This window comes from Serratia rubidaea (assembly GCF_016026735.1).
Lineage (GTDB): Bacteria > Pseudomonadota > Gammaproteobacteria > Enterobacterales > Enterobacteriaceae > Serratia_B > Serratia_B rubidaea.
Window position 1 is genome coordinate 3,199,511 of record NZ_CP065640.1, and the last position, 12,280, is coordinate 3,211,790.

Consider the following 12,280-nt stretch of genomic DNA (forward strand, 5'->3'; position numbering starts at 1 on the left):
ATTATAGCTCCCCGCTGCGGTGTGCGATTAAGGTGGCGAACAGCCCCGGCTGAGCGCTCAGGCTGGCGTAGTCGCCCTGCTGGACGATCTTGCCGTTGTCCATCACCCAAATCTGGTCGAAATCTTCGGTATCTTCCAACTGGTGGGTCACCAGCAGGGTGGCCTGCTGTCGCGACGCCGCATTCAGCGCCTGCATCACCAGGCGTTCGCTGTGGGCGTCCAGGCTGGCGGCCGGTTCATCCAGCAGCAGCAGCCGGCGCGGGCTGATTAACGCGCGGGCGACGGCGACCCGCTGCGCCTGACCGACCGACAGGCGGGCGGCGCCGTCGCCGAGCTCCGTCTGCAGCCCCTGCGGCAGCTGCGGTAAGAATTCGCTGACGTAGGCCTGTTCCACCGCCTGCTGTAGCTGCTGCTCATCGGCCTGCGGATTGCCGAGTAAAATATTGTCGCGCAGCGTTTGCGCCGGCAGGTGCGGGTTTTGCCCGACCCAGCCCAGCCGCTGCCGCCAGTGCTCCGCGTTCAGTTCACGCAGCTCGTTGCCGTTTACCGTCAACGAGCCGCGATAGGGCAGGAACCCCAGCAGCAGGTTCAGCAGCGAGCTTTTGCCCGCGCCGCTGAGGCCCACCAGCGCGATACGTTGATTGGCAGCCAGGGTGAAGTCCAGCGGCCCCGCCAGCACGATGCCCTGCGGCGACAGGATTTCCAGCCGTTCGGCCACCAGCGTCAGCGGCGTCGTCTCGTCCAGCGTCAGAGCGCCCTGACCGATCTGCTCGCCCTCGGCGTTCAGGAAGGTCTCCAGCGCTTCTGCGGCGCCGACGGCCTGCGCCTTGGCGTGGTAGAAGGCGCCCAGATCGCGCAGCGGCTGGAAAAATTCCGGCGCGAGCACCAATACCAGAAAACCGGAGAACAGCGTCACGCCCACGCCATAGCTGCCGAAGTTCAGATCCCCGAGGTAAGAGAAGCCAAAATAGACCGCGACTACGGCAATTGACAGGGAGGCGAAAAACTCCAGCACCGCGGAGGAGAGAAACGCCATGCGCAGCACTTCCATGGTGCGGCGACGGAAATCTTCAGAAGAGCGGGCGATCTGCGCGGTTTCCGCCTGGCCGCGATGGAACAGGCGTAAGGTATCCAGCCCGCGCAGCCGGTCAAGGAAGCTGCCGCTCAGGCGCGCCAGCGCGACAAAGTTACGGCGGTTGGCGTCGGCGGCGCCCATGCCGACCAGCGCCATAAACAGCGGAATCAACGGCGCGGTGGCCAGCAGGATCAGCCCGGCGGCCCAGTTAATCGGGAAGACGGCGATCAGAATCAGCAGCGGAATAAACACCGCCAGATACATCTGCGGCAGATAGCGCGAGTAATAATCCTGCATATCTTCGATCTGCTCGACGATAATCGTCGCCCAGCTGCCGGCCGGTTTACCCTGCACCCAGGCCGGGCCAAGCTGCTGCAGTTTGTCCAGCACCTGCCGGCGCATTTCCCGCCGCAGCACCTGACCGCCAATAAAGCCCACCCGCTCGCGCAGCCAGCTAAGCAGCGCGCGCAGGGCGAAGGCGGCGGCCAGGCCGATAAATGAACCGGTCAGCTGTTCGCGGGGCGTATGGTCAATGATCAAGGCATGAAGCAGCGAGGCCAGCAGCCAGGCCTGGGCTACGATTAACAGGCCGCTGCACAACCCCAGCAGCATAGAGAGGCGCAGCCAGCGCTTGGCCAGCGTGCTTTGCGTTTTAAGCCATTGGGTCAACTGGTGCTGTCTGGTTTTTTTCATTGGAAGTATCTGCGTCGCCGACGCCTGTTGAGACAGGCTAGGTTAACATACTGTTAAAAAAGTGTTTTCTTCAACGTTGAAGCACACAAGCGAAGCCCAATGTTACCTCGTCACCGTGCAGGCTGAAAAGAAATAAGGCGGCCAAAAGGCCGCCTTATTTGTCAATTAAGGTCATCTAAGGAGCGGGATTAGCAGACTTCCGCCTGCGCGATGCCGTCGAGATAACGCTCGGCATCCAGCGCCGCCATACAGCCGGTGCCGGCGGAGGTGATCGCCTGACGGTAGATATGGTCCATTACGTCGCCGGCGGCGAACACGCCCGGAATGCTGGTCTGGGTTGCGTTGCCGTGAATGCCGGACTGCACCTTGATATAGCCGTTTTCCAACGCCAGCTGATCGCCGAAGATAGCGGTGTTCGGGCTGTGGCCGATGGCGATAAATACGCCGGCAACGGCCAGTTCCTGGGTTTCGTTTTCCTGCTTGGTGCTGCGGATGCGCACGGCGGTGACGCCCATTTCATCGCCCAGCACTTCGTCGAGCTGATGATCGGTATGCAGTACGATGTTGCCGCTCTTCACTTTCTCCATCAGCCGGTCGATCAGGATCTTCTCTGAGCGGAAGCTGTCGCGGCGGTGAATCAGATGCACTTCCGCGGCGATGTTGGACAGATACAGCGCTTCTTCAACGGCGGTGTTGCCGCCGCCGACTACTGCGACTTTCTGATTACGGTAGAAGAAACCGTCGCAGGTGGCGCAGGCGGAAACGCCTTTACCCTTGAACGCTTCTTCGCTCGGCAGGCCCAGGTAGCGCGCGGAGGCGCCGGTGGCGATAATCAGCGCATCACAGGTGTATTCGCCGCTGTCGCCGGTCAGGCGGAACGGACGCTGCTGCAGATCGACGCCGTTGATATGGTCGAACACGATCTCGGTCTGGAACTTTTCCGCATGCTCGCGCATACGTTCCATCAGCGCCGGGCCGGTCAAGTCGTTGGCGTCGCCCGGCCAGTTTTCCACTTCGGTGGTGGTGGTCAGCTGACCGCCTTGCTCCACGCCGGTGATCAACACCGGCTGCAGGTTTGCACGCGCAGCGTACACCGCGGCGGTGTAGCCAGCCGGACCGGAGCCCAGAATCAGTAATTTGCTATGTTTAGCCGTGCCCATGAATAACCTCTTTTCCCACGATGGCGGACAATGGCATCGATTGTAGGGAAAATAGTGAAGTAAAAAAAGCACCTGTAACGGTTGTTATCGATTTGTCTGATAGTTGCAGGCTATTAATTGAGGTCTTGCGATAGAAATGTTGGCGTGGTTAGCGCGCTTTGGCGTACGACGCGGCGGCCGGATGCCAAAAGCGGCGCTTTTCCCTGCGTCTTTCCGCGACCGCGGCGCTTTTTAAGCCAGCGGTTCATAACTAAAAAAGGGGTTAACGCATTTCCCGACGGTACGTTCTTCTGATTTTGCTTCTTTTACTTTGACAATCCGCTGCGCATTTGCGAAAACATCAGAGGAAGAAGAAATTATCCCCGCAGCCACAGCCGATCGTTCGTCTTTTCATCATCAGGCGGAGGCAGGGCAGGGGGCGTCTTTGAACAGGCGCGCTTCTTTCTTAACGATGAAGATCGTTTTATCGCCGCGCGCAGGGTTTGACAGACAGGCTGTAACGCGGCAAACGAGGATAGTGAAGAAGCATTGTGTGCGGCACCGGTTGCGCAGCGCAATCGACTGCATATAACAAAAATCGGGTCTTCGCTTGAAACAAGTCCCTACACAGTGACGTTGGCTAGGGTTTGGCAAGTGTAAGGAAGAAAAAAGAGAGACAATAATAATGGCAGACAATAAGAAACGCCCGGGTAAAGATCTTGACCGTATCGATCGCAACATCCTCAATGAGTTACAGAAGGATGGGCGTATTTCGAACGTTGAGCTTTCAAAACGCGTGGGGTTATCCCCGACGCCGTGTTTGGAACGCGTACGTCGTCTTGAACGTCAGGGGTTCATTCATGGCTATACTGCATTGCTGAACCCGCACTATCTGGATGCATCACTGCTGGTTTTCGTGGAAATCACGCTGAACCGCGGCGCGCCGGATGTGTTTGAGCAGTTTAACTCGGCAGTACAGAAGCTTGAAGAGATTCAGGAGTGTCATCTGGTGTCCGGTGATTTCGACTATCTGTTGAAAACCCGCGTACCGGATATGTCAGCTTACCGTAAGCTGCTTGGCGAAACCTTACTGCGTTTGCCGGGTGTGAACGACACCCGCACTTACGTGGTAATGGAAGAAGTGAAACAGAGTAACCGTCTGGTTATCAAAACACGGTAAGGTGCAGGTGCAAAACCTGATTAAATTCGTTACACTCCTGTTTATTCATACAGTTTTGGCGCCGGGGAAGCAACTCGGCGCTGTTACTCTATCCGCTAACAGGAACCTGGAGAGCCTTTCTTGAGCCAGGAATACACAGAAGATAAAGAAGTTACCTTGAAGAAACTCAGCAGCGGCCGTCGGTTGCTGGAAGCTGCGTTGATCGTGGTGGCGATTTTTGCCGTTTACCTCATGGCCGCGTTGGTCAGCTTCAATCCGTCTGACCCCAGCTGGTCGCAGACGGCGTGGCATGAGCCGATTCATAACCTTGGCGGCGGCGTTGGCGCCTGGCTGGCCGATACGCTGTTCTTCACCTTCGGGGTGCTCGCTTACGCGATCCCGCCGATCGCGCTTATCCTGTGCTGGGTTGCCTACCGGCAGCGCGGTACCAGCGACTATATCGACTACTTCGCGCTTTCACTGCGCCTGATCGGCACGCTGGCGCTGGTGCTCACCTCGTGCGGGCTGGCGGCGCTGAACGTTGACGATCTCTATTACTTTGCGTCCGGCGGCGTGATCGGCAGCCTGCTGAGCAACGCGATGCTGCCGTGGTTCAACGGCATCGGCGCGACGCTGGCGCTGCTGTGCGTGTGGGCCGCGGGCCTGACGCTGTTCACCGGCTGGTCATGGCTGGTGATTGCCGAGAAGATCGGCGGGGCCGTATTGGGCGTCGCCACCTTTATGACCAACCGTTCTCGTCGTGACGATCGCTATCGCGACGACGAAGATGAACCATACGCCGACGTGTCGGAAAAAGGCGGCAAGGGCGCAGCGGCCGCCGCCAGTGCAGCCGCTGCCGCGCATGCGGCCGATGCCGATGATGTACTGTTCAGCGCGCCGTCGGTGCAAGAGAACGCTCAGACGGCGTCCGCCGACGAAGCGGCGGATCCGCTGCTCAGCGGCCTGCGGGCCAGCCACGACGACGATGGCGCGGATGCGGCGGATAGCGCTGTCGCGCCGGCGCCTGAAGACGCGGCCGCTACTGCGGCAGCCCCGGCGGCTCCTGTGGCTGCAGCTCCGGCCACGCCTGCGGCAGCCCCGACGGCTCCTGTGGCCGCAGCTCCGGCTACGCCTGCGGCCGCCCCGGCGGTGACGACCGCGCCCGCCGCGCCGGCCTCCGTGAACCAGCATCCGATGAGCGCGCCGCCGGAAGATAACGCGCCGCCGCTGTACTCATTTGAAATTCCTGAAGAGACGCCGGCGCCGAAAACCCCGCGTCCGGCCGAGGCTCACCAGGACGATGATGAGCCGCGCCTGGGGGACTGGAACCGGGCGACGGCGTCTCAGCAGCCTGCCGCTTCGCCGTTTGATTTCTCTGCGGCGCAGGCAGATAGCGGACACCATCGTGCGGCTCCCGACGTTATTGACGGGGCGCTGTCATCCGCCGCCGCCAAACCGGCGATGGACAATGCTGCCGTTGCCGCGGCTGGCGCAGCTGCGGCTAATACGTTTATGCCGGCGTTCAGCGCCACCAGCGAAGGCAATAGCCAGGTGAAGCAGGGGATTGGCCCCGAGCTGCCGCGCCCGAATCCGGTGCGTATCCCGACGCGCCGCGAGCTGGCCTCTTACGGCATCAAGCTGCCTTCGCAGCGGATGGCGGAGCAGGAGCAGCGCGGACAACAGACTGCGGAACCTGCGCCGAATAGCGCCGTGGCGTCTCAGGATGATGAGGCGATGCAGGAAGAAGCGCTGCGTCAGGCGTTCGCTGCACAGCAGAGCCAGCGTTACGGCGCAGAGTACCAGCATGACCATGCTGAACCTGCGGTAAGCGCAGATGATGAGGACGCCATGCAGGAAGAGGCGCTGCGCAAGGCGTTTGCCGAGCAGCAGCAGGCGCGCTATGGCGCCGAGCCTCAGCCGGCCGCGCCGGTTGCCCCGCAGCCGGTAGAAACCAACAATGCGTTTAGCTTCTCGCCGGTTGACGATCTGGTGGATAACGGCCCGGATGAGCCGCTGTTTACCCTGTCGCCGCATGAAGAACCCGCAGCGCCGTGGCCTGAGGACGACAACGCGGCGCAGCTGCCGCCTGCACAGCAAGAGCAGCCATACCAGGCTCAGCAGCCGGCTTACCCGCAGCCTCAGTCGCCGCCGCAGCCGTACCAGAGCCAGCAAACGTCGCAGCAACCTTATCAGGCTCAACAGCAACCGCCTGCGCAGCCGCAGCAGCCACCGGCCCAGCCGGCCGCGCCGCAGCAGCCGGCGATGGACAGCCTGATCCACCCGTTCCTGATGCGTAACGACCAGCCGCTGGAGAAACCGACCACGCCGCTGCCGACGCTGGAACTGCTGACCGAAGCACCGAAAGATATCGAGCCGGTGGATACGTTTGCGCTGGAGCAGAAGGCGCGTCTGGTGGAAGCCAGCCTGGCGGATTACCGCGTGAAGGCCGAAGTGGTGGATATTCTGCCGGGGCCGGTGATCACCCGTTTCGAACTGGATCTGGCGCCGGGCGTGAAGGCCGCGCGTATTTCCAACCTGTCGCGCGACCTGGCGCGTTCGCTGTCTACGCCGGCGGTGCGCGTGGTGGAAGTGATTCCGGGCAAGCCGTATGTCGGCCTGGAGCTGCCGAACGCCAAACGCCAGACGGTTTATCTGCGTGAAGTGCTGGACTGCCCGGCGTTCCGCGACAATCCGTCGCCGCTGTCCATCGTGCTGGGCAAGGATATTTCCGGTGAGCCGGTGGTGGCCGATCTGGGCAAAATGCCGCACCTGCTGGTCGCCGGTACCACCGGTTCCGGTAAATCGGTCGGCGTTAACGCCATGATCCTGAGTATTCTGTATAAGGCCACGCCGAAAGACGTGCGCTTTATCATGATCGACCCGAAAATGCTGGAGCTGTCGGTATATGAAGGTATTCCACACCTGCTGACCGACGTGGTGACCGACATGAAAGACGCGGCCAACGCCCTGCGCTGGTGCGTGGCGGAGATGGAGCGTCGCTATAAGCTGATGTCCGCACTGGGCGTGCGTAACATCGCCGGTTATAACGAGCGCGTCGATCAGGCGGAAGCCATGGGGCGTCCGATTCCGGATCCGTTCTGGAAACCGACCGACAGCATGGACATCACGCCGCCGGTGCTGGAGAAAGAGCCGTACATCGTGGTGATGGTCGACGAATTTGCCGATCTGATCATGACCGTCGGCAAAAAGGTCGAAGAGCTGATCGCCCGCCTGGCGCAGAAAGCGCGTGCGGCAGGGATCCACCTGGTGCTGGCGACCCAGCGTCCGTCGGTGGATGTGATTACCGGCCTGATCAAGGCCAACATCCCGACGCGTATCGCCTTTACCGTATCGAGCAAGATCGACTCCCGCACCATCCTCGATCAAGGCGGTGCGGAATCGCTGCTGGGGATGGGTGATATGCTGTATCTGGCGCCGAACTCGTCGATCCCGGTGCGCGTGCACGGCGCCTTTGTGCGCGATCAGGAAGTGCACGCGGTGGTCAAGGATTGGAAAGCGCGTGAGCGGCCGCAATATAAGGACGGCATTATCAGCGGCGGTGACGATGGCGAAGGCGGCGGCGGTCTCGACGGCGACGAAGAGCTGGATCCGCTGTTCGATCAGGCGGTCGAGTTTGTGGTGGATAAACGCCGCGCGTCGATCTCCGGCGTACAGCGCCAGTTCCGCATCGGCTATAACCGCGCGGCGCGCATCATCGAACAGATGGAAGCGCAGGGCATCGTCAGCGAGCAGGGGCATAACGGCAACCGTGAGGTGCTGGCCCCGCCGCGGCACGAATGATCGTCGAAGAGATACAGTAAGAAATCCAAGGGCCGCTCTGCGGCCCTTGTGCAAAGAAGGGTAAACCCGTCGGTTCTCGGAATTTTGCGCGTTCTGCCCGCCGCAGGCTTGCGGTAAAGTGAAGACGCGATCTGTTTCCCCGCTGACGCCGTTTGGCGGTCAACGCATTTGAAAAGGTATCTGGAATAATGAAAAAACTGTTAGTTGCTTGTTGCCTGCTTTCTGGATTCGCATCCACCTCCGTGCTGGCCGACGCGGCGCACGACCTGCAGAGCCGCCTGGCGAAAGTAAATAGCTTCCACGCCAGCTTCAGCCAGACCGTCACCGGCGGCGATGGTTCCGCCGTGCAGCAGGGAGAAGGCGAGCTGTGGGTGAAGCGCCCTAATCTGTTCAACTGGCATATGACGTCGCCTGATGAAAGCGTGCTGGTTTCCGATGGCGAAACGCTATGGTTCTATAATCCGTTTGTTGAGCAGGTGACGGCGACCTGGCTGAAAAGCGCCACCGGCAATACGCCGTTTATGTTGATCACCCGCAACAACCCAAGCGATTGGAAGCAGTACAACATTAAGCAGAAAGGCGATGATTTCGAACTGACGCCGAAAAGCAGCAGCGGTAACCTGAAGCAGTTTGCGATCTCCGTGACTAACAGCGGCACCATCAACAGCTTCGCCGCCGTGGAGCAGGATGGCCAGCGCAGCGCCTATACGCTGAAAAGCCAGCAAAATACCGCGGTTGACGCCGGTAAGTTTAAATTTACCCCGCCGAAGGGGGTGACGCTGGACGACCAGCGCCAGTGAGGTAAGCGTGAGTAATAATTTGTCGCTCGATTTTTCCCAGAATGAGTTCCAGCCTCTGGCCGCGCGTATGCGGCCAACCACGCTGGCGCAATATATCGGCCAACAGCATCTGCTGGCGCCGGGTAAGCCGCTGCCGCGCGCCATTGAGGCCGGGCAGCTGCACTCGATGATCCTGTGGGGACCGCCGGGAACGGGGAAAACGACGCTGGCAGAGCTGATTGGCCGCTACGGGCAGGCCGATGTCGAACGCATTTCTGCCGTTACCTCCGGCATTAAAGAGATCCGCGAGGCGATCGAGCGCGCGCGGCAGAACCGCGATGCCGGCCGCCGCACCATTTTGTTTGTCGATGAGGTGCACCGTTTCAACAAGAGCCAGCAGGATGCGTTCCTGCCGCATATTGAAGACGGCACCATCACCTTTATCGGCGCCACCACCGAAAACCCCTCGTTTGAACTGAACTCGGCGCTGCTGTCGCGGGCGCGCGTGTACCTGCTTAAGGCGCTGACCGCTGATGATATCGGCCAGGTGCTGGATCAGGCGATGAACGACAAAGAGCGGGGTTTTGGCGGCCAGAATATCGAGTTGCCGGACGAGACGCGGCACGTGCTGTCTGAACTGGTCGGCGGGGATGCCCGGCGGGCGCTGAACAGCCTGGAAATGATGGCCGACATGGCGGAAATCAATGCCAAAGGCGTGCGTGTACTCACTCCTGAACTGCTGAAAGAGGTGTCCGGCGAACGCAGCGCGCGCTTTGATAATAAGGGCGACCGCTTTTACGATCTGATTTCCGCGCTGCATAAGTCGGTGCGCGGTTCGGCGCCGGATGCGGCGCTCTACTGGTATGCGCGCATTATTACCGCCGGCGGCGATCCGCTGTACGTGGCGCGCCGTTTATTGGCGATCGCCTCGGAAGACGTCGGCAATGCCGACCCGCGCGGCATGCAGGTGGCGATCGCCGCCTGGGACTGTTTTACCCGCGTCGGGCCGGCGGAAGGCGAACGCGCCATCGCCCAGGCGATCGTTTACCTGGCCTGCGCGCCGAAGAGCAACGCGGTTTATACCGCCTTTAAAGCCGCGATGCGCGATGCAAAAGAGATGGCTGACTATGACGTGCCGGAACATCTGCGCAACGCGCCGACCAAGCTGATGAAAGAGATGGGGCTGGGGGCGGAGTACCGCTACGCCCATGACGAACCCAACGCCTACGCCGCCGGCGAGAACTATTTCCCGCCGCAAATGGCCAATACGCGCTACTACCGGCCGACCAGCCGCGGGCTGGAAGGTAAAATTGGTGAAAAGTTGGCGTGGCTTACGGAGCAGGATCAAAATAGCCCGACAAAACGCTACCGCTAGCGTTGCCGTTGCGGTAAGGTTAGCGGGTATCACTTTCCTTTTATGCGGCGCCCAATCAGCCGCATAAGACAACAAATTTTCTTTCAATAACAACAAGCACAGGATTAGCATGCTCGATCCCAATCTGCTGCGTAATGAGCTAGACGCAGTCGCCGAAAAACTGGCTCGCCGTGGTTTTAAACTCGATCTGGATTTGCTGCGTTCGCAGGAAGAGCGCCGCAAGGTTCTGCAAGTAGAAACAGAAGCGCTGCAGGCAGAACGTAACTCCCGATCGAAATCCATCGGCGCAGCGAAAGCGCGTGGGGAAGACATCGAGCCGCTGTGTCGCGAAGTGAGCGAGTTGGGTGACAAGCTGGATGCCGCCAAGGCGGAGCTGGACAAGCTGCAGAACGACATTCGCGATTACGCGCTGACGCTGCCGAACCTGCCGGACGACGCCGTGCCTAACGGCAAAGACGACAGCGAAAACCAGGAAGTCAGCCGCTGGGGTGAACCACGCGCTTATGATTTCCCGGTACGCGACCACGTTGACCTGGGTGAAATGGCCGGCGGTCTGGACTTTGCCGCAGCGGTAAAACTGACCGGTTCCCGCTTTGTGGTGATGAAAGGGCAGATTGCCCGCATGCACCGCGCCCTGGCGCAGTTTATGCTGGATCTGCACACCGAACAGCATGGTTACCTGGAGGCTTACGTGCCTTATCTGGTGAACCACGCAACGCTGTACGGCACCGGCCAACTGCCAAAGTTTGGTGACGACCTGTTCCACACCAAACCGCTGGAAGAAGAATCCGACAGTAGCAACTACGCGCTGATCCCAACGGCGGAAGTGCCGCTGACCAACCTGGTGCGCGATGAGATTCTGGAAGAGGAAGCGCTGCCGCTGAAAATGACCGCGCATACGCCGTGCTTCCGCGCCGAGGCGGGCTCTTATGGCCGTGATACCCGCGGTCTGATCCGCATGCACCAGTTCGACAAGGTTGAGATGGTGCAGATCGTACGTCCGGAAGACTCGATGAATGCGCTGGAAGAGCTGACCGGCCACGCGGAGAAAGTGCTGCAGCTGTTGAACCTGCCGTACCGCAAAGTGCTGCTGTGCACCGGCGACATGGGCTTCGGCGCTTGCAAGACCTACGATCTGGAAGTGTGGCTGCCGGCGCAGGACACCTACCGCGAGATCTCCTCATGCTCCAACATGTGGGATTTCCAGGCGCGTCGCATGCAGGCGCGCAGCCGCAGCAAGACCGAGAAAAAGCCGCGTCTGGTGCACACGCTGAACGGCTCAGGCCTGGCGGTTGGCCGTACGCTGGTTGCGGTACTGGAAAACTACCAGCAGGCTGACGGCCGTATTCAGGTGCCGGAAGTGCTGCGTCCGTATATGGGCGGTCTGGAATTTATCGGCTGATAGCGGAACTGAAAGGCGCCTGAGGGGACTCTCCGGCGCTGATATTTCGCCTGACCGGCTAATTTAACAAGGGTTCATGTCTTCCGGGCATGAACCCTTGTTTACGAATAAACAGACCATATTGAGTTTGTTTTCATCATGTACGGTATTTTTGCGGTGCTTCCTCTGTTGTCGCTGCCATGGTGATGAGCGTGCTGTTCGTTGCTCTGTGCTGGAGTCGCCACCGTGGTTTGAATCGGTATCCGAGCTGGATTGAGAGGCCAGAAAATGAATAACAACGTTGTAGCCAAAAAGATTGATAAGTTGGGTTGGATTTATATTCAGAACAAAAAAATTCTGATGGCGCGTTCATATAATAAATCTACTTTTTATATTCCCGGCGGGAAGCGAGAGGCCGGAGAAAGTGACCAGGCGGCGCTGGTCAGGGAAATTAACGAAGAACTCTCCGTTGATTTAATGCATGACAGCATCGTTCTGTTTGGCGAGTTCAGCGGGCAGGCCGACGGTAAGGCGCAGGGCGTGGTAGTGAACATACGCTGTTTTACCGCCGACTTTAGCGGTGAGTTGAAGGCTAACGCTGAGATTGAAGAGATCGCCTGGCTCACATATGCGGATCGTCACCGTTGCTCTGTGGTCTCGGTGCAGGTGCTGAATGCGTTAAAAGAGATGCAGCTGATCGACTGATTCGCTGGCGTATGCGATGGCAACCGGCACGTTAAAACACAACGCTGTTGCTGCGGACCGTGAGGGGCGGGCGAAGTACGTTTGCGTCTAAGTTTTACCCGCCTGATTTACCGAATTTCACCGCCTCCCGGCGCTGATTTCAGGCCGTGAGGCCGCCGCTGAAAACAAATCGT

The 12,280-nt window shown here is 59.8% G+C and carries 8 protein-coding genes; 6 read left to right on the forward strand and 2 right to left on the reverse strand.

The annotated features are described in order from the left end of the window. Nucleotide 1: 1 nt before the first annotated feature. Nucleotides 2-1,768: a heme ABC transporter permease/ATP-binding protein CydD gene (gene cydD / locus I6G83_RS15010; RefSeq protein ID WP_054306746.1), complete on the reverse strand. Its 1,767-nt coding sequence runs from the start codon at nt 1,766-1,768 to the stop codon at nt 2-4. 188 nt (nt 1,769-1,956) lie between these two features. Next, a complete protein-coding gene (trxB, locus tag I6G83_RS15015; RefSeq protein ID WP_015671743.1) occupies nt 1,957-2,928 on the reverse strand; it encodes a thioredoxin-disulfide reductase in 972 nt (323 codons plus the stop codon). A 664-nt stretch (nt 2,929-3,592) separates the two neighbouring features. Between trxB and lrp the strand changes: the two genes are divergently transcribed. The 6 genes from lrp (at nt 3,593) to I6G83_RS15045 (ending at nt 12,107) form a co-directional block, all read left to right on the forward strand. Continuing rightward, nucleotides 3,593-4,087, forward strand: coding sequence for a leucine-responsive transcriptional regulator Lrp (gene lrp / locus I6G83_RS15020; protein WP_004928318.1), 495 nt, complete (start codon nt 3,593-3,595; stop codon nt 4,085-4,087). Nucleotides 4,088-4,207: 120 nt separating this feature from the next. Then, complete coding sequence (locus I6G83_RS15025) at nt 4,208-7,867, forward strand: DNA translocase FtsK 4TM domain-containing protein (protein ID WP_062778997.1); 3,660 nt, start codon at nt 4,208-4,210, stop codon at nt 7,865-7,867. Nucleotides 7,868-8,055: 188 nt separating this feature from the next. Beyond that, nucleotides 8,056-8,667: an outer membrane lipoprotein chaperone LolA gene (gene lolA / locus I6G83_RS15030; RefSeq protein ID WP_015671745.1), complete on the forward strand. Its 612-nt coding sequence runs from the start codon at nt 8,056-8,058 to the stop codon at nt 8,665-8,667. Nucleotides 8,668-8,734: 67 nt separating this feature from the next. Further along, nucleotides 8,735-10,021 (forward strand): replication-associated recombination protein A, encoded by a 1,287-nt coding sequence (locus I6G83_RS15035; RefSeq protein ID WP_051032620.1) that lies wholly within the window; start codon nt 8,735-8,737, stop codon nt 10,019-10,021. 109 nt (nt 10,022-10,130) lie between these two features. Beyond that, nucleotides 10,131-11,423, forward strand: coding sequence for a serine--tRNA ligase (gene serS / locus I6G83_RS15040; RefSeq protein ID WP_054307488.1), 1,293 nt, complete (start codon nt 10,131-10,133; stop codon nt 11,421-11,423). Between the two features lie 267 nt (nt 11,424-11,690). Further along, nucleotides 11,691-12,107, forward strand: coding sequence for an NUDIX hydrolase (locus I6G83_RS15045; protein ID WP_054307489.1), 417 nt, complete (start codon nt 11,691-11,693; stop codon nt 12,105-12,107). Nucleotides 12,108-12,280 lie beyond the last annotated feature (173 nt).

Bases quoted from the DNA above. Each gene is read 5' to 3' on its own strand.
- lolA (WP_015671745.1), top strand. From the start codon at position 8,056: ATGAAAAAACTGTTAGTTGCTTGTTGCCTGCTTTCTGGATTCGCATCC.
- I6G83_RS15045 (WP_054307489.1), top strand. From the start codon at position 11,691: ATGAATAACAACGTTGTAGCCAAAAAGATTGATAAGTTGGGTTGGATT.
- serS (WP_054307488.1), top strand. From the start codon at position 10,131: ATGCTCGATCCCAATCTGCTGCGTAATGAGCTAGACGCAGTCGCCGAA.
- cydD (WP_054306746.1), bottom strand. From the start codon at position 1,768: ATGAAAAAAACCAGACAGCACCAGTTGACCCAATGGCTTAAAACGCAA.
- lrp (WP_004928318.1), top strand. From the start codon at position 3,593: ATGGCAGACAATAAGAAACGCCCGGGTAAAGATCTTGACCGTATCGAT.
- trxB (WP_015671743.1), bottom strand. From the start codon at position 2,928: ATGGGCACGGCTAAACATAGCAAATTACTGATTCTGGGCTCCGGTCCG.
- I6G83_RS15035 (WP_051032620.1), top strand. From the start codon at position 8,735: ATGCGGCCAACCACGCTGGCGCAATATATCGGCCAACAGCATCTGCTG.